This window comes from Glycomyces mayteni (assembly GCF_042428885.1).
Taxonomy (GTDB): Bacteria; Actinomycetota; Actinomycetes; order Mycobacteriales; family Micromonosporaceae; genus Glycomyces; species Glycomyces mayteni.
Genome location: NZ_JBHMBP010000004.1, coordinates 1,184,971 through 1,202,350 on the forward strand (window position 1 = coordinate 1,184,971; position 17,380 = coordinate 1,202,350).

Annotated in this window: 15 protein-coding genes; 5 read left to right on the forward strand and 10 right to left on the reverse strand. The window is 73.0% G+C overall.

Annotated elements, in window-relative coordinates:
* Positions 1 to 45: 45 nt before the first annotated feature.
* Genes hutH through hppD form a run of 6 tightly spaced genes read right to left on the reverse strand, consistent with a single transcriptional unit; the run spans position 46 to position 8,154 of the window.
* Positions 46 to 1,584 carry a histidine ammonia-lyase gene (hutH, locus tag ACFFXY_RS20800; RefSeq protein WP_382354988.1) on the reverse strand — a complete coding sequence of 513 codons (1,539 nt, stop codon included), beginning with the start codon at positions 1,582 to 1,584 and terminating at the stop codon, positions 46 to 48.
* A 41-nt stretch (positions 1,585 to 1,625) separates the two neighbouring features.
* Positions 1,626 to 2,798, reverse strand: a complete 1,173-nt coding sequence (hutI, locus tag ACFFXY_RS20805) for an imidazolonepropionase (RefSeq protein ID WP_382354991.1) — start codon at positions 2,796 to 2,798, stop codon at positions 1,626 to 1,628.
* Positions 2,795 to 4,090, reverse strand: coding sequence for a formimidoylglutamate deiminase (locus ACFFXY_RS20810; protein ID WP_382354994.1), 1,296 nt, complete (start codon positions 4,088 to 4,090; stop codon positions 2,795 to 2,797). The genes hutI and ACFFXY_RS20810 overlap by 4 nt, the downstream gene beginning before the upstream one ends.
* Positions 4,084 to 5,310: an allantoate amidohydrolase gene (locus ACFFXY_RS20815; RefSeq protein ID WP_382354997.1), complete on the reverse strand. Its 1,227-nt coding sequence runs from the start codon at positions 5,308 to 5,310 to the stop codon at positions 4,084 to 4,086. Before ACFFXY_RS20815 ends, ACFFXY_RS20810 begins: the two co-directional genes overlap by 7 nt.
* The gene (gene hutU, locus ACFFXY_RS20820) at positions 5,311 to 6,963 is read right to left on the reverse strand and encodes a urocanate hydratase (protein ID WP_382355000.1); all 1,653 of its coding nucleotides are present in this window, start codon (positions 6,961 to 6,963) and stop codon (positions 5,311 to 5,313) included. It lies immediately after the preceding gene.
* Positions 6,964 to 6,975: 12 nt separating this feature from the next.
* Positions 6,976 to 8,154: a 4-hydroxyphenylpyruvate dioxygenase gene (hppD, locus tag ACFFXY_RS20825; protein ID WP_382355565.1), complete on the reverse strand. Its 1,179-nt coding sequence runs from the start codon at positions 8,152 to 8,154 to the stop codon at positions 6,976 to 6,978.
* A 153-nt stretch (positions 8,155 to 8,307) separates the two neighbouring features.
* Here hppD and ACFFXY_RS20830 point away from each other — a divergent pair, with 153 nt between their 5' ends.
* Positions 8,308 to 8,793, forward strand: a complete 486-nt coding sequence (locus tag ACFFXY_RS20830; RefSeq protein ID WP_382355002.1) for an Lrp/AsnC family transcriptional regulator — start codon at positions 8,308 to 8,310, stop codon at positions 8,791 to 8,793.
* 6 nt (positions 8,794 to 8,799) lie between these two features.
* On the opposite strand, the gene fahA is transcribed toward ACFFXY_RS20830, so the two are convergent.
* Positions 8,800 to 10,026: a fumarylacetoacetase gene (fahA, locus tag ACFFXY_RS20835; protein ID WP_382355005.1), complete on the reverse strand. Its 1,227-nt coding sequence runs from the start codon at positions 10,024 to 10,026 to the stop codon at positions 8,800 to 8,802.
* Positions 10,023 to 10,826 (reverse strand): hypothetical protein, encoded by an 804-nt coding sequence (locus ACFFXY_RS20840; protein WP_382355008.1) that lies wholly within the window; start codon positions 10,824 to 10,826, stop codon positions 10,023 to 10,025. The genes fahA and ACFFXY_RS20840 overlap by 4 nt, the downstream gene beginning before the upstream one ends.
* Positions 10,827 to 11,014: 188 nt before the next feature.
* Here ACFFXY_RS20840 and ACFFXY_RS20845 point away from each other — a divergent pair, with 188 nt between their 5' ends.
* Positions 11,015 to 12,196 (forward strand): homogentisate 1,2-dioxygenase, encoded by a 1,182-nt coding sequence (locus ACFFXY_RS20845; protein ID WP_382355010.1) that lies wholly within the window; start codon positions 11,015 to 11,017, stop codon positions 12,194 to 12,196.
* A gap of 52 nt (positions 12,197 to 12,248) precedes the next feature.
* Here ACFFXY_RS20845 and ACFFXY_RS20850 read toward each other — a convergent pair whose 3' ends face one another.
* A complete protein-coding gene (locus tag ACFFXY_RS20850; RefSeq protein WP_382355013.1) occupies positions 12,249 to 12,773 on the reverse strand; it encodes an NUDIX hydrolase in 525 nt (174 codons plus the stop codon).
* A 132-nt stretch (positions 12,774 to 12,905) separates the two neighbouring features.
* Between ACFFXY_RS20850 and ACFFXY_RS20855 the strand changes: the two genes are divergently transcribed.
* The 3 genes from ACFFXY_RS20855 to ACFFXY_RS20865 all read left to right on the forward strand — a co-directional run bounded on the left by ACFFXY_RS20855 (position 12,906) and on the right by ACFFXY_RS20865 (position 16,167).
* The gene (locus tag ACFFXY_RS20855) at positions 12,906 to 14,336 is read left to right on the forward strand and encodes an alpha/beta hydrolase family protein (RefSeq protein ID WP_382355016.1); all 1,431 of its coding nucleotides are present in this window, start codon (positions 12,906 to 12,908) and stop codon (positions 14,334 to 14,336) included.
* 72 nt (positions 14,337 to 14,408) lie between these two features.
* Positions 14,409 to 14,870, forward strand: a complete 462-nt coding sequence (locus tag ACFFXY_RS20860) for a MarR family winged helix-turn-helix transcriptional regulator (protein WP_382355018.1) — start codon at positions 14,409 to 14,411, stop codon at positions 14,868 to 14,870.
* A gap of 43 nt (positions 14,871 to 14,913) precedes the next feature.
* A complete protein-coding gene (locus ACFFXY_RS20865; protein WP_382355021.1) occupies positions 14,914 to 16,167 on the forward strand; it encodes an MFS transporter in 1,254 nt (417 codons plus the stop codon).
* Here ACFFXY_RS20865 and ACFFXY_RS20870 read toward each other — a convergent pair.
* On the reverse strand, positions 16,164 to 17,195 hold the full coding sequence (locus ACFFXY_RS20870) for a LacI family DNA-binding transcriptional regulator (RefSeq protein ID WP_382355024.1): 1,032 nt from the start codon (positions 17,193 to 17,195) through the stop codon (positions 16,164 to 16,166). The two genes, ACFFXY_RS20865 and ACFFXY_RS20870, sit on opposite strands and share 4 nt — an antisense overlap.
* Positions 17,196 to 17,380: the final 185 nt, after the last annotated feature.

A 17,380-nucleotide genomic window follows, 5' to 3' on the forward strand; every position in this document is an offset into this window, starting at 1 on the left:
GGAACGGCCCGGCGGGCCGACCGCCGGGCCGTTCTCGCGCGCGCACTATCGGAGCGGGCCGACTGCGGCTTCGATCTCGGCGCGGAGGTCCGGGCCCTGGAGGAGGTGCTTGACCTGTTCGAGGACGGGGGCGAGGAACTGGTCGGGGCCGGGCTTGCCCGCGATGGGGGCGACGGCGGCGATGGCGGCGCGGGCCGCGGGGCTGGGGATGAGGGGCTGGCGGAGCTGGAGGCCCTGGACGCCCGCGAGGAGCTCGACGGCGAGGAGGGTCCCGAGGTTGTCGATGATGGTGCGCAGCTTGCAGCCCGCGGCCCACCCCATGGAGACGTGGTCTTCTTGCATGCCGGAGGTCGGGACGGAGTCGACGGACGCGGGCGAGGCGAGGCGTCGGTTCTCGGCGACGACCCCGGCGGCCGTGTACTGGGCGATCATGAGGCCGGAGTTGACGCCCGGGTCGGGGCTGAGGAACGCCGGGAGGCCGCGCGAGCGCGTGACGTCGAGGAGGCGGTCCACGCGGCGCTCGGAGATCGAGCCGACGTCGGCCGCGGCGATGCCGAGGAAGTCCGCGGCGTAGCCGAGGGGCGCGCCGTGGAAGTTCCCGGTGGACTCGACGCGGCCGTCAGGGAGGACCACCGGGTTGTCCACGACCGAGAGGAGTTCGCGCGCGGCGACGGTCTCGGCGTAGTCGAGGACGTCGCGCGCGGCACCAGCGACCTGCGGGGCGCAGCGCATCGAGTAGGCGTCCTGCACGGCGTGCGCGGTGTCGTTGCGGTGGGAGTCCATGACCTCGGAGTCCTGGAGCAGCCGGTGGATGTTCGCGGCGCTGCGCGCCTGGCCCGGCTGCGGGCGGATCTCGTGGAGCTCGGGCTGGAACGGCCGGTCGGAGCCGAGCATCGCCTCGTTCGACAGCGCGGCGCACACGTCGGCCATGGCGAGCAGGTGCCGCAGGTCGGCGACGGCGAGCAGGAGCATCCCGAGCATCCCGTCCGTGCCGTTGATGAGCGCCAGGCCCTCCTTGGACGACAGGGTGATCGGCGCGAGCCCCTTGGACTCCAGGACCGGGCCCGCCTCCGCACGGGTCCCGTCCGCCGCCCGCACCCAGCCCTCGCCGAGGAGCACGATCGCGCAGTGCGCCAGGGGCGCGAGGTCCCCGGACGCGCCGAGGGAGCCGTGCCGCGGCACCCACGGGGTGACGTCGGCGTTCAGCAGCGCCGCGAGCGCGTCGGCGACCTCGGGGCGGACCCCGGAGCGGCCCATGGCGAGCGAGCGCAGCCGCAGCAGCATCATCGCGCGGACCACTTCGACGGGCATCGGGTCGCCGACGCCCGCGGCGTGCGAGCGGATGAGCGCGTGCTGGAGCTCGGCGCGCCGCTCGGGCGCGACGAACGTGTTGGCGAGGGCCCCGAACCCGGTCGAGACGCCGTACACGGGGCGGCCGTCGCGCTCGATGGCGTCGACGACGGCGCGGCTGCGCGCCATGGCCTCGCGGGCCTCGCCGTCGATGACGACGCGGGCGCGGTCACGCGCGACGGCGATCACCTCCTCGGGCGACACGGGGACCGGTGTGATGTGGACCGTGGACATCGCTGCTCCTCTAGAAATGACGGTGCTGCTCCAGCACCCTGCTACTCCAGCGCCCTGCCGTCGCGGTAGACGGCGTGGACCAGAGGCGTTCCCGGCCGGTAGGCCAGGTGGACGTAGGAGGGGGCGTCGAGCACGACGAGGTCGGCGCGCGCACCCGGGACGATCCGACCGACGTCGGTGCGGCGCAGCGCGTCCGCGCCGCCGGAGGTGGCCGCGTCGAGGGCCTCGGCGGGGGTCATGCGCATCTCGCGGACCGCCAGCGCGATGCAGAACGCCATGCTGGAGGTGTACGAGGAGCCGGGGTTGCAGTCGGTGGCGAGCGCGACGCGCGCGCCCGCGTCGATGAGGCGCCGCGCATCCGGGTAGGGCGAGCGGGTCGAGAACTCCGCGCCGGGGAGGAGGGTGGCGACGGTGGAGGAGTTCGCGAGGGCGTCTACGTCGGCGTCCGACAGGTGCGTGCAGTGGTCGGCCGAGGCCGCGCCGAGTTCCACGGCGAGCCGCACCCCGGGGCCCTCGGTGAGCTGGTTGGCGTGGACGCGGGTCTGGAGCCCGGCGGCGGCCCCGGCGGTGAGGACCGCGCGGGCCTGGTCGCCGTCGAAGGCGCCGCGCTCGCAGAACACGTCGATCCACTTCGCGTGCGGGGCGCAGGCGTCGAGCATGGGCCCGGCGGCGAGCGCGGTGTACGCATCAGCGTCGTACAGAACACCGTCGGCGTCGGCGGGGACGGTGTGCGCGCCGAGGTAGGTGGTCTCGGGCGTGAACTCGCCGGCGATGCGCAGGGAGCGGACCTCGTCCTCGACGGTGAGCCCGTACCCGGACTTGATCTCCACTGTGGTCGTCCCTTGGCGGAGCATCTCGGCGGTGAGGCGGGCGCAGTTCTCGCGGAGGCGGTCGTCGCCGGCGAGGCGGGTGGCGGTGACAGTGGTGCGGATGCCGCCGCCGTCGTAGGGCTCGCCGCTCATGCGCGCGTCGAACTCGCCGGAGCGGTCGCCCGCGAACACGAGGTGCGCGTGGCTGTCGACGAACCCGGGGACGACGGCGCGGTTGTCGAGGTCGAGGTAGGCGTCGGCGGCGGGCCGTTCGAGGCGGTGGCCGACCCAGGCGATCTTCCCGTCCTCGACGACGAGTGCGGCGTCGTAGTAGACGGTGCCGTCGTCGTCGGCGGAGAAGAGTTCGCCGATGCCGTCGATGAGCAGGCTCTTCGGTTCGGTCATCGCCACAGCTCCTCTATCGTCTCGCGCAGTTCCGCACCGGCGTCGATGTACCGGTGTCGTCCTTCGTGGACGATGTGGCGGCCGTCTGCCACGACGTCGGCGACGTCGGCCGCGGTGGCGGCGTAGGCGATCCCGTCGGGGCGGGCCCCGGCGGTGCGGGGCGTGTCGAGACTGAGGGCGACGAGGTCGGCGCGGGCGCCGGGCGCGATGGCGCCCGCGTCGGGGAAGCCGAGGCCCGCGTGGCCGGTCGCCATGTCCAGCAGGGCGTCGGCGGTGAAGCGGCCGCGCTCCTCGCGGGCGAGGCGCTCGTGCATCTCGACGGCGCGAACCTCCTCGAACATGTCGACCACGGCGTTCGAGTCGGTCCCCAGGCTCAGGCGCACCCCGGCGTCGGCGAGCGCGCGGGCGGGGCCGATGCCGTCGGCGAGGTCGCGTTCGGTGGTGGGGCAGAACGCGACGTTGGTGCCGGAGAGGGCGAGGAGTTCGATGTCGTGGTCGGCGAGGTGGGTGGCGTGGACGGCGGTGAGGTCGGGGCCGAGGAGCCCGCAGCGCTCCAGGAGCTCGGTGGGGGTGCAGCCGTGCTCGGCGCGGCAGGCGTCGTTCTCGGCGCGCTGCTCGGAGAGGTGCACGTGGACCGGGCGGCCCTCGGTGGAGCACGCGAACGCGGCGATGGCCTCTTCGGGGACGGCGCGCACGGAGTGGACGGCGCCGCCGAGGACCGCGTGCGGCGGGAGGTCGAGGCGTTCGACGCGGTCGAGCCAGCCTTCCAGGCTCCCGTCGCCGAAGCGCTCCTGCGCGGGTTCCAGGGGTTTTCCGAACCCGCCGGAGAGGTAGAGCGTGTCGAGGAGCGCGATGCGGATTCCGGCGTCGGCGGCGGCCTGGACCAGGGCCTCGCCCATGGCGTTCGGGTCGGCGTAGGGGCGGCCGCCGGGCCGGTGGTGGAGGTAGTGGAACTCGCCGACGCAGGTGATCCCGGCGAGGGCCATCTCGGCGTAGACGGCGCGGGCGAGCCGGTGGTAGGAGTCGGGGTCGAGGCGCTCGGCGAGGGCGTACATGCCGGTGCGCCAGGTCCAGAAGGTGCCGGTGCCGTCGTGGGTGCGGCCGCGCAGGGCGCGGTGGAACGCGTGCGAGTGGGCGTTGGCGAAGCCCGGGAGCACGAGCCCGCCGAGGATCTCGCCGCGCGGGGCGGCGCCCGGGGTGACGGCGGCGATGCGGCCGTCGGCGACGTCGATCGCCACGGACTCGGCGATGCCGCCGGGGAGCCGCGCGTACCGGGCCCAGTAGGTCAGCACGCGAGGTCCCGCAGCACCGCTGCGAGGGCGTCGACGCCGGCCGCGCAGTCCTCGTCGCTCGCGCCCTCGCCGGGCGCGTGGGAGACGCCGGTGGGGTTGCGCACGAACAGCATCGCGGTCGGCACGTGCGCGGCGAGGACTCCGGCGTCGTGTCCCGCGCCGGTGGGGAGGACGGGGACGCCGCCGAGGAGGTCGGCGAGGCGGTCGCGCAGGGACGCGTCGAACTCCACGATCGGGGTCTCGGACTCGGGGCTGATGGCGAAGCCCGTGCCGTCCCGCTCCGCGCGTTCAGACACTTTGGACTCGATGCCGGAGAGGATCTCGGCGAGCACGGCCTCGTCGGGCGCGCGGGAGTCGAGCCAGGCGGTGACCTGTGAGGCGATGGCGTTGGTGGCGTTGGGGACCGCTTCGACCCGGCCGACGGTGGCGAGGCCCCCGGCGAGGCGGGCCTCCTTGCGGGCGGCGAGGACCGCGAACGCGAAGGTGAGCATCGGGTCGCGCCGGTCGGGCAGGCGCGTGGTCCCGGCGTGGTCGCCCGCGCCGGTGAAGGTCATGCGCCAGCGCCCGTGGGGCCAGATGGCGGAGGCGACGCCCACGGGCGCTTCGAGGCTGCGGCCCTGCTCGACGTGGAGCTCCACGAACGCGGCGAGGTCGGCGAGGCGCTCGGGGTCGGGTCCGAGCGCGTCGGGGTCGGCTCCGGCCTCGCGCATGGCGTCGGCGAGGGTGGTCCCGGACGGGTCGGTGAGCGCGCGGGCGCGGTCGGGGTGGACGGCTCCGGCCATGAGGCGCGAGCCGAGGCAGGGGACGCCGAACCGGCCGCCCTCCTCCTCGGTGAACGCGCCGATGGCGATGGGGCGCTTCGGCTCGAAGCCCTGGGCGCGGAGTTCGTCCACGGCGAGGAACGCGGAGACGATCCCCAGGGGGCCGTCGTAGGCGCCGCCGTGGGGGACGGAGTCGAAGTGGCTGCCGGTGAGGACCGCGCGCCGGTCCGGGGCCGCGCCGGGCGGGACGACGTCCTCGGGCGGGAGGTCCCACCAGGCGTAGCGGTTGCCGTTGCGGTCGGCTTCGACGCGCAGGCCGCGGCGGGCGGCCTGCGCGTCGAACCACTCGCGGAGCGCGAGATCGGTCGCGCTCCACGAGAACCGCAGGTAGCCGCCGCCGTCGGTACGGCCGACCGGGGCGATCTCGTCCCAGAGCCGCCGGAACCCCGTGGCATCCATTCAGGACTCCCTGGCGGGGATGCGGACGCCGTTGGCCTCGGCGGTGCGGTCGGCCTCCTCGTATCCGGCGTCCACGTGGCGGATGACGCCCATCGCCGGGTCGTTGGAGAGGACCCGTTCGAGCTTCTGCGCGGCGAGCGCGGTGCCGTCGGCGACGCTCACCTGCCCGGCGTGGATCGAGCGGCCGATGCCGACCCCGCCGCCGTGGTGGATGGAGACCCAGCTCGCGCCCGACGCGGTGTTGACGAGGGCGTTGAGCAGGGGCCAGTCCGCGACGGCGTCGGAACCGTCCTTCATGGACTCGGTCTCGCGGTAGGGGCTGGCGACCGAGCCGCAGTCGAGGTGGTCGCGGCCGATCACGATGGGGGCCTTGAGGGTCCCGTCGGCGACCATCTCGTTGAAGCGGACGCCCGCGACGTCCCGTTCGCCGTGGCCGAGCCAGCAGATCCGGGCCGGGAGGCCCTGGAACGCGACGCGCTCGCGGGCCAGGGAGATCCACCGGTGCAGGGACCGGTTCTCGGGGAACAGGTCGAGCACGGCCTTGTCGGTGGCCGCGATGTCCGCGGGGTCGCCCGAGAGCGCGGCCCACCGGAAGGGGCCCTTGCCTTCGCAGAACAGGGGCCGGATGTAGGCGGGGACGAACCCGGGGAAGTCGAACGCGCGGGCGAAGCCGCCGGTGAGGGCCTCGCCGCGGATCGAGTTGCCGTAGTCGAAGACCTCGGCGCCCGCGTCGAGGAAGCCGACCATGGCCTCCACGTGGCGGGCCATGGACTCGCGGGCGCGGTCGGTGAAGGCGTCCGGGTCGGCCTTCGCGAGGTCCGCGGCGTCCTCAAGGGGCACTCCGGCGGGGACGTACGAGAGCGGGTCGTGCGCGGAGGTCTGGTCGGTGACGATGTCGACTTCGACGCCGCGGGCGAGCAGCTCGGGGAGGACCTCGGCGGCGTTGCCGACCAGGCCGATCGACTTCGCCTCCCCGGACCGCTTGGCGGCGAGGGCCTGGGCGACGGCGTCGTCCAGGTCCGCTGCGACGGTGTCGAGGTAGCGGGTCTCCACGCGCCGCTGGAGGCGGTGCGGGTCCACTTCCACGATGAGGCACACGCCGTCGTTCATGGTGACGGCGAGCGGCTGCGCGCCGCCCATGCCGCCGCACCCGGCTGTCAGCGTCAGGGTGCCTTTCAGGGTGCCGCCACTGCGCTTCTTAACTGCGAGCTTGGCGGCGACGGCCGCGAACGTCTCGTAGGTCCCTTGGAGGATGCCCTGGGTGCCGATGTAGATCCACGACCCGGCGGTCATCTGCCCGTACATGGTGAGCCCGAGGGACTCCAGGCGGCGGAACTCGGGCCAGGTCGCCCAGTCGGGCACCAGGTTCGAGTTGGCGATGAGCACGCGCGGGGCCCACTCGTGGGTGCGCATGACGCCGACCGCGCGCCCCGACTGGACCAGGAGGGTCTCGTCGGGGGCGAGGGTCAGCAGGGTCCGCAGGATCGCGGCGAGGTCGCCGCGGCTGCGCGCGGCCTTCCCGGTGCCGCCGTAAACGACCAGGTCCTCGGGGCGCTCGGCGACCGCCGGGTCGAGGTTGTTCTGGAGCATCCGGTAGGCGGCCTCGGTCTGCCAGGTCCGGCAGTGCAGGTCCGTCCCGTGTGGTGCGTGCATGTCGCTCCCCGCTCAGAGGTTGCCGCGCTTGGCCTGCTCCTTCTCAAGGGCCTCGAAGAGGGCCTTGAAGTTGCCCTTGCCGAAGCTCAGCGAGCCGTGCCGCTCGATGATCTCGTAGAACATCGTGGGCCGGTCCTGCTGCGGCTTGGTGAAGATCTGGAGCATATAGCCGTCCTCGTCGCGGTCGACCAGCACACGCCGCTTCTGGAGCTCCTCGATCGGGACGCGGACGGTGCCGATGCGCTCCCGCATTTCGGGGTCCTCGTAATAGGCGTCGGGGGCCTCCAGGAACTCCACGCCCCGCTCGCGCATCGCGTCGACGGCGGCGAGGATGTCGCTCGTGGCGAGCGCGATGTGCTGCACGCCGGGGCCGCCGTAGAACTCCAGGTACTCGTCGATCTGCGACTTCTTCTTGCCGACGGCGGGCTCGTTGATCGGGAACTTGATCTTGCGGGTGCCGTTGGCGACGACCTTGCTCATGAGCGCGGAGTACTCGGTGGCGATGGCGTCCTCGACGAACTCGACGATGTTCGTGAAGCCCATGACCCGCTCGTAGTACTCGACCCACTCGCGCATCTTCCCGAGCTCGACGTTCCCGACGATGTGGTCGATCGCCTGGAAGAACCGCTTCGGCGGCGGGGTCACCATCGGCTCAGCGGCCACGAAGCCGGGCAGGAACGGGCCGGTGTAGCCGGAGCGGTCGACCAGGACGTTGCGGGTCTCGCCGTAGGTGCCGATGACGGCGCGGCGGATCGTGCCGTGCTCGTCGGCGAGGTCGTGGGGCTCCTCGATCGCGATGGCCCCCTGCTTGACCGCGTGCGCGTAGTTCTTGTCGACGTCGGGCACTTCGAGGGCCACTTCGATGACGCCGTCGCCGTGGCGGGCGTAGTGCTGGGAGGCCGCGGAGTCGGCGGTGGTGCCGCCCGCGAGGACGAAGACGACGCCGCCGGACTTGAGGGCGTACTCGGCGTGCTCGCGGTGGCCCTGCTCGGGGCCGCGGTAGGCGAAGAGGGTCATGCCGAACGCGGTCGAGTAGTAGTGGGCGGCCTGGCGGGCGTTGCCGACGTAGTACTTGACGTGGTCCCAGCCCTTGATGGGGAAGGCGTCCTCGCGGATGTCGTGCGCGACCGCACCCACCAGGGCGTCGGGCAGGCCGGCGGTGTCGGCGGAGCGGCTGGCGGTGTCGACCATGGCGGCCTCCGTAGTCCTCGTGGGGCTGATGAGCGGGGCGGTGACCCCTGTGGCCTCGATCATTGTTCACGTCGCGGCACTGGGCAAGCAGTTCCGTGAAAGCTGGTCAACTTGCGCAGATGTGCCAGAGGGAAGGCGCATACACTGGTCGATATGACCAGTGGAACGGGTATCGACGCGCTCGACGCGAAGCTCATCGGGCTCCTGGAGGCCGAACCGCGCATCGGCGTCCTCGAATGCGCCCGGCGCCTCGGCGTCGCGCGCGGGACCGTGCAGGCGCGGCTCGACAAGCTCTGGACGCGCGGGGTGGTGCGCGACTTCGGGCCGCGCGTCGACCCCGCGGCGCTCGGCTACCCGGTGACGGCGTTCGTGACGCTCGAACTGCGGCAGGCCGTGGGCCACCGGCCGATGGCCCAGCGGCTCGCGCTCATCCCCGAGGTCCTGGAGGCGCACACCGTGACCGGCGCGGGCGACATGCTGTGCCGCATCGTCGCCCGCACCAACGCCGAGCTCCAGGGCGTCATCGACCGGGTCCTCGCGAGCGAGGGCGTCCTGCGGGCCACGACGGTGATCGCCTTGGCGGAGCAGATCCCCCACCGGACGCTGCCGCTGGTCAACGAGGCCGCGGGGCTCGACTGAGGGGGCTCAGCCGACGGCGGGCAGGATCGTCCCGGTGACCTCGCCGAGGCCGATGACCGAGCCGTCCGGGCCGGGCGCGGTCGCTTCGACGACGACGGTGTCGCCGTCTTCGAGGAACGTGCGGGACTCGCCGTCGCCGACCTTCACCGGCTGCTTGCCGCCCCAGGTGAGTTCGAGGAACGAACCGCGCTCGTCGGCGCCGTCGCCCGAGACCGTCCCTGACGCGTACAGGTCGCCGGTGCGCAGGGACGCGCCGTTGACGGTCATGTGCGCGAGCATCTGCGCCGGAGTCCAGTACATGCCCTTGAACGGCGGGCGCGAGACCTCGGTGCCGTTCCAGCGCACCGACATCGACAGGTCGTAGCCGAAGCGCGCGGTCTCCTGGAGGTAGGCGAACGGGGCCGGGTCCTGCACGGGGGCCTCGGCCTTCGCGGCCGCGAGCGCGTCGAGCGGGGTGACCCAGTGGCCGATCGAGGTCGCGAAGGACTTCCCGAGGAACGGGCCGAGCGGCACGTACTCCCACGCCTGGATGTCGCGGGCGGACCAGTCGTTGACCAGGACCGCGCCGAAGACGTGCTCGGTGAAGTCGTCGGGGCTCACGGGCGTGCCGAGGTCGGTGCCGACGCCGACGACGAACCCCACTTCGGCCTCGATGTCGAGGCGCGCGCTGGGGCCGAACTCGACGGGGCCGCCGGGGGTCTTGCGCTGGCCGCGGGGGCGGACGACGGGCGTCCCGGAGGGGACGACGGTCCCGGCGCGGCCGTGGTAGCCGACCGGGAGGTGCTTCCAGTTGGGCAGCAGGGGCTCCGAGTCGGGCCTGAAGAGGCGGCCGAGGTTCGTGGCGTGCTGCTCGGAGGCGTAGAAGTCCACGTAGTCGGCGACGGTGAACGGGAGGTGCATGCGGGCCTTGTGGACCGGGGTGAGGAGCGTCGCGGACTGGTCGCGGTGGCGGCGGTCGGCGAGGAGCTCGGTGAGCTGGTGGCGCACGAGGCGCCACGCGGGCGGGCCCATCGCGAGGAACGCGTTCAGGTCGTGCTCGTGGAAGGCGGGGCGGATCCACGGCAGGAAGAACTGCCCGGTGGCGAGCGCGCGCAGGTCCAGGACCTGGTCGCCGATGCGGACCCCGATGCGCGGGGCCGGGTCCTTGCGGGTCGAGAAGACCCCGTAGGGCAGGTGGGCGAGGCCGTAGGGGCCGGGGTCGGCGTTCTCGACCCAGCTCGTGGCGGCGGTCATGCGGCGTCCCTTCGTTCTTGGAGGCCCCGTTGGAGGAGTCCCAGGTCCAGGAGGTCTTGCAGCGGTTCGCTCACCGAGCACGAGCCGAAGCCGGTCCACAGCGCGCGCGGGCGGGCGAGGAGGCGCTTGGCGCGGGCGGCGAGGTCGGCGGCGTCCTCGGAGGCGAGGATCGCGGTGGTCTCGTCGAGGCCGGCGTTGCTCGCGGTCGCGTCGGCGGCGACGAGGACGTTCACGAAGCCGTGGTGGCGGACGCCGGTGACGGGGTCGCGGTGGCGGACCGCGCGGTGCAGGCCCGCGGTGAGCTTGAAGCGCATCCCGCGGCGGCGGCACCCGTGCATCGCGGCGGCGAGGTCCGCGGGGCTGGGGAACAGGTCGGGAGTGGGGCCGCCGGTGCGGAACTTCGGGGTGAACCCGGTGGGGCGGACCGCTTCGAGCGCGTCCTCGTCCACCGGTATCTCGGCGTAGACGGGCTTGCCCGCGAGGTGCTCGGCCAGGTCGGCGAGGGGGTGGCGGGACTCGTAGTGCGCGACGGCGACCTGCGGGCCGAGGGCGTCCACGGCCTTGCGGACCTCGGCGGGGTCGCCGTCCACGATGACGGCGATGCGCAGGCCGCCGCGGCCCGGGTCCAGGTCGCCGAGGCGCGACTGCGGGACGAGGAGCGGGCCCACGAGCGGCTCGTACCAGGACTGGCGGTACCCGCGGTGAGCGGGGACGGCGGCTTCGAGCGGCGCGTTCCCCGGCGGGAAGAGCGCGGCGTCGTCGATCAGGTCCCGCAGCGCCGCGGGGATCATTCCGGCCATGCCCGAAGCCTAGAGCGGAACGGGCGCGCGGGTCCAGCGGTCCGCGCAAGGGCTGCGCGAAGCGGGCCGGCCGGCGTCGCCGGGTGCGCGGAGCGGTCGAATCCGGGCGCTCGCGGGGCTATCCTCGGGGCATATCCGTGACGGGGGCGACACCCTTGGCCGCCGTCCGATCCGACAAAGGAGTCGTCGTGCCGTTCTACCGTTCGGTCGGGCAGATCCCCGACAAGCGACACACGCAGTTCCGCCAGGACGACGGGAGCCTGTACTCCGAGGAGCTCATGGGCCAGGAGGGCTTCTCCTCGGACTCCTCGCTCCTGTACCACCGCTTCCGGCCCACGGCCGTCAGCGCGAGCACCGAGCACCGGCCCGAGCGGGCCGAGCCGTCCCCGAACCACCCGCTCAAGCCCCGCCACTTCCGCACCCACAAGCTCGACGCGGCCGGGGACGCGGTCTTCGGCCGCGAGCACCTGCTGTCCAACGCGGACGTCAGGATCTCCTATGCCGTCGCCGACAAGCCGTCCCCGCTGTACCGCAACGCCATCGGCGACGAGCTGCTGTACGTCGAGGCCGGGGCGGCGCGCGTCGAGACCTCCTTCGGGGCCTTCGACGTCGGCCCCGGGGACTACCTGGTCATGCCGATGTCCACGATCTACCGCGTCCTCCCCGAGGACGGCGAGCCGCTGCGGACCCTCGTCATCGAGTCCACCGGGCACATCACGCCGCCCAAGCGGTACCTGTCGGTGCGCGGCCAGTTCCTGGAGCACTCCCCGTACTGCGAGCGGGACCTGCGCAGCCCCGCGGAGCCGCTGCTCGCCGACGGCGAGGACGTCGACGTGTACGTGCAGCACCGCGGGCGCGGGATGGCGACGCTGTGGACGAAGTTCACGTACGCGCACCACCCGTTCGACGTCGTCGGCTGGGACGGGTGCCTGTACCCGTGGGTGTTCTCGATCCACGACTACGAGCCGATCACCGGCCGCATCCACCAGCCCCCGCCCGCGCACCAGGTGTTCCAGGGCCCGAACTTCGTGGTCTGCAACTTCGTGCCCCGCAAGGTGGACTACCACCCGGACGCGATCCCGGTGCCCTACAACCACCACAACGTCGACTCCGACGAGGTCATGTTCTACTGCGGCGGCAACTACGAAGCCCGCCGCGGCTCCGGCATCGAGCAGGGCTCGATCTCCCTGCACCCGTCCGGCTTCACCCACGGCCCCCAGCCCGGCGCGCCCGAACGCTCCATCGGCGCCGAGTTCTTCGACGAGCTCGCCGTCATGGTCGACACGTTCCGGCCCCTGGAACTGTGCGAACCGGCCCTCGACGTCGAGGACACCAATTACGCCTGGACCTGGAACCGCGACCCGGCCTAGAGGCTCCCGGTGACGGGGCCGCCTTCACCGGGCGGCCCCGTTCTCCGTGCCGTCAATAGGACTTCAGGCGCGCGATCAGGTCGTCGTTGTCGAGGTCGGCGACCGGGCGCCACTCGGCGGCGTGGACCTCCGCGGCGGCCGGGGCCAGGTCCGTCGTCGCGGCGCGGAAGAGGTAGCGCACGTCGTAGTGGTCATGGGCCGCTTCGTCTTTGCGCGGGTTGGCCGGGATCGGGTGGACGTCGATGTGGATCGGGGCCGGGTCGAGCAGTTCGAGCGCGGCCAGTCCCGTCTCCTCGGTCGCCTCGCGGCGGGCCGCGGCCGGGAGGGACTCGTCGCCCGGTTCGAGGTGGCCGCCGGGCTGGAACCACCGGTCGAGCGCGCGGTGGTGGACGAGCAGCACTTGGCTTTCGGCGTTCAGGATGATCGCGGAGGCCGTCACGTGCCCGGGGAGCGCCTTGCGGTCGAACCCGGACGGGGAGTCGAGGTCGAGCAGCGGCCGGACCTCGCATTCGGACTCGGGCCAGCGGGTGAGATAGGCCGTCAGGTGTTCGCGCAGGTGGGCGATGGTGATGGGCACCGGGCCATTCTGCCAGCGCCCGCCGAAGGTAGGGCGTACCCCCGGCCCTGACGGGACCCACCATGATTCCCGGAGGCCGCCTCCGCCGCCTACGTTGGGATGCAACGGCATCCCCAATGGAAGGCGATCGAGATGGCATCCCTCAGCAGGACGATCGGAGCGGCGGCGGCAGGACTGCTGGCCGCCGCGCTCGCGGTCGGGCCCCCGCCGCCCGCCGCGGCGCAGGAGACGGCGGCGAACGAGACGGCGCTCGTGGAGACCGAGGTGGTGTTCCACTCCGGCGACCGGGAGGTCGGCGCGACGGTCATCGCCCCCGAAGGCGCGCAAGGGCTTCCGGGCGTGGTCCTGGTGGCCGGGTCCGGGCCGGGGCCCGGCCGGGACCGGTACCGGGCGAACGCGGAGGCGTTCGCGGAGGCCGGGATCGTCGCGATGATCTACGACAAGCGCGGGACCGGCGAGGGCTACACGCAGTTCGAGGGGTCGTTCGCGGACCTCGCCGACGACGCGAACGCCGCCGTCCAGGCGCTCCGCGTCCGCCCCGAGGTGGACCCGGCGCTGGTGGGCCTGCACGGGCACAGCGAGGGCGCGTGGACGGTGATCGAGGCGGCGGCGCGGTCCGAAGCGGCGGCGTTCGTGATCACCTCGGGCGGGAGCGGGCTCACGCCGGAGGACACGCAGGCGTGGATGAACCGCAACGGCCTGGTGGATGCGGGCGTCGGTGAGGGGCTGGCTGCGGCTCTGGGCGACAGGATGATCGCGGCGCTGGCGGCGGACGGCTTGTTCCGGTTGGCCGGGTACGACCCGGTGCCGGCGCTGAGCGGGCTGGACCGGCCGTTCCTCGGGGTGTTCGCGGAGTTCGACCTGAACACGCCGCCCGGTCGCACGATGGAGCTGTACGAGGCGGCGCTGCAAGGGAACGACAACTACGCGCTGCGGCTGATCCCGGGCGTGGACCACGGGATGGCGCCGACGGTCGACGGGACGACGGCCCCCGGCCACGACGAGGACGCGATCGACCCGCGGTACGTCGAGACGGTCGCCGACTGGGTCCTGGGCCTCGCGGCCGGGGAGTCCGGGGTGGTCGTGGACGCGATCCCGGTGGAGGCGGTGCCGCCGGGCCCGGTGGCGGCGGCGCCGTGGTTCGGGACGGCGACGGCGCTGCTGGCGGCGCTCGGGCTGTTCGGCGTGCTGTTCCTCGCGTATCCGGCGGCGGCGCTGGTCGCGAAGGCGTCGGGGCGCGGGCCGCTGGCGGCGACGTGGGCGTCGCGGACCGTCGCGGCGATCGGGCTGCTGCTGCCGGTCCTGGCGGCGTGCTATTCGGCGTGGGTGCTCATGAGCGGCGGCCAGGAGCCGCTGGGGCCGGTGGTCGCGGGCAGGCCGCTGCCGTGGCTGGTGCTCCAGGCGGCGGCGGTGGCGATGCTGGCCGCGGCCGTCGTGCTGGGCGTGCAGTGGCGGCGGCGGAGGAAGGAGCTGGGGGCCGGGTCGAAGCTGCGGTTCTCGGCGCTCTTGATCGGTGCGGCGCTGATGGTCCCGTGGGGCGTGTACTGGGGCCTCGCGGCGTAAGGGGGAGCCCGGCGGCGGGGGCCGCCGGGCTTCCGTTCGCCGATTTACATAAGCAGTGTATATACTTTATCTATGGTTTCACGGACTGTGGTTTCACGGAGCCCCGACGACCTCGACCAGTTCTCCGCGCGGCTCACCTCGCAGGCGAGTCGCTTCGCGCGCACCGCCTCCCGCAAGGCCGGGACCCGCCGGTCCCTCATCTCGCTCCGCGCGCTCGCCAACCTCCAGCAGGACGGCGACCTGCGCGTGGGCGAACTGGCCCTGCGCGAGGCGATCACGCAGCCCGCGATGACCTCGGCCGTGAACCGCCTCGAAGCGGACGGCCTCGTCGTGCGCCGCGCCGACCCGGGCGACGCGCGGGCCGCCGTCGTGAGCCTCACAGAGGCCGGGGCCGAGGAGCTCCACGAGTTCCGGATGCGCGCCGCCGCGAAGGTGCGGCCCGCGCTCGAAGCGCTGGGAGAAGAGGACCTGGCCGTGCTCGCCAGGGCCGCCGACCTGCTCGAAGCGCTCGCGGACCGGCTCAACAAGGAATGAACCCCGGGGCCCGCGGGTCCCGCACATAGGAGGAAGTGCCCGAATGGAACAGCCGAAGAAGGCGTCGATCCTGCGCCAGCCGACGGCGGTGTGGGCCATCGCGTTCGCGTGCGCGGTGTCGTTCATGGGGATCGGCCTCGTGGACCCGATCCTGCCCGCGATCAGCGAGGGCCTCAAGGCGTCCCCGTCGCAGACGATGCTGCTCTTCACGAGCTACCTGATGATCACCGCGGTCGCGATGTTCTTCAGCGGCTACCTCTCCAGCCGCGTCGGCGTCAAGCGGACCCTCATCGCCGGGCTCGCGCTCATCGTCGTCTTCGCCGGGCTCGCCGGGGCCTCCGACACGGTCGGCCAGATCATCGGCTTCCGCGCGGGCTGGGGCCTGGGGAACGCCCTGTTCATCTCCACGGCGCTCGCCTCGATCGTCGGCGCGGCCTCCGGCGGCAGCCGCCAGGCCGTGATCCTCTACGAGGCGGCCCTCGGCATCGGCCTCGCGGTGGGCCCGCTCCTCGGCGGCGCGCTCGGCGAGGCGTCGTGGCGCGGCCCGTTCTTCGGCACGGCGGTCCTCATGGCCATCGCGCTGATCGCGATCGTGGTCCTGCTCAAGGGGCCCATCGCGAAACCGGCCCCCGTCCCGCTCACCGCCGGGTTCACGGCCCTGCGCAACCCGGCCCTGCGCACGCTCGCGATCACCGCGCTGTTCTACAACTACGCGTTCTTCACCCTGCTCGCCTACTCCCCCTACCCGATCGAGGCCGCCGCGGCGAAGTCCGGCCTCGACTTCGGCGCCCACGAACTCGGCCTGGTCTTCTTCGGCTGGGGCGCGGCGGTCGCGGTCACCTCGGTCTTCGCCGCCCCGATCCTGACGCGCCGCCTCGGGCTGCTCCCGGTCCTGTACTCGATGTTCGCGCTCCTGGGGATCGCCTTGGCGGCCATGGGCATCGGCGTCGCGTCGGCCCCGCTGCTCATCACCGTGGTGATCCTCGCGGGCCTGTTCCTGGGCGTCCTCAACACCGCGCTCACCGAGACGGTCATGGAGGCCACGGATCTGCCGCGGGGCGTCGCGTCCTCCACGTACTCGGGCGTGCGCTTCCTCGGCGGCGCCATCGCCCCGGCCGTCACCGGCGCCATCGCCGCCGCCTGGGGCGACGGCGCCCCCTACTGGTTCGCCGTCGCGGCCCTCGCCGTCGCGATCGCGGTCCTGGCAACCGGCAGGCGCACGCTGGCCCACCTCACCCGCCCCCGCAACACCGCGGAGGCCGAGGCCCAGCTCATCACCGTCGGCGACGAGGTCTAGGCCGACTCGCGCAGCACCAGAACCGGGTCGAAGACGACCGAGACCGGGTCCGGGGACGGGTCCTCGATGCGCTGGAGGAGCAGGCGGACCATCGCGGCCGCCATCTCCTCCAGGGGCTGGCGGACCGTGGTGATCCCGGGGCGGCTCAGCCGCGCGGGGGCGCTGTCGTCGAAGCCGACGACGGCCACGTCGTCGGGGACGCGGCGCCCCTGGTCGCCGAGGGCGTGGATCGCGCCCTGCGCCATGAGGTCGCTCGCGGCGAAGACCGCGTCGAGGTCCGGGACCCGGTCGAGGAGCTCCTTCATGGCGCGTTCGCCGCTGTCGTAGGTGAAGCCGCCCTCGACGGCGGGCACGAACGGGCAGCCGTGCCGGGCCCAGCCCTCCTCGTACCCGGCCTGGCGCTCCTGGGCGGCCGGGATCTCCAGCGGGCCGGTGATCGCGACGGGCCTGCGGCGGCCGATCGAGGCGAGGTGGTCGGCGGCCATGCGGCCGCCCTCGCGGTGCGCGAGGTCCACATAGCTCACCGGGGCGGGGCGCGCGGGGCGGGCGAACCGCACCGAGGGGCGGCCGACGGCCGCGAGCATCTCCGGCAGCCGTTCGTCGGGGTACGTGGAGATGAGCAGGGCCCCGTCAGCGTTGCCCTGCTTGAAGTACGCGGTGATCGCGAGGTCGTCCGCCGGGTTCTCGGCGAGCATGAGCGCCGGGAAGATCCCGCGCGGCTTCAGGGCCCCGATGATGCCGGTGAGGAGCCGTCCGAAGAACGGGTCGGTGAGGAACTGCCCAGCGTTGAGGCTGTCGCTCAGGTCGGTCCCGGCGACGACCACGCCGACCGCCTCGCTGCGGCGGGTCACCAGCGAGCGGGCGGCCCGGTTCGGGACGTAGCCGGTGGCCTCGACGGCGCGGCGCACGACCTCCTGGATCTCGGGGGCGACGTTCCGGGTCTCGTTGATGACCCGCGAGACCGTCGCACGCGAGACGCCGGCGACGCGCGCGACGTCCTCAAGCGTCGGGGAGGGATCAGCGCTCATCGCCAAGTTATAACACGGTCTTGGAAATCGCTCTCCCGCGGGAAAAGCCGCTTCCGGTGGCAGACAACGCGATTCGGACGCGGTTTCGGGCGGAATCTCCGATATCGAAGAACTTGACAATATCGAAATATTCGTTTTAGCATGACTTCATGGGAGAGCGCTCTCCCATATCAGCCCGGCAGCGA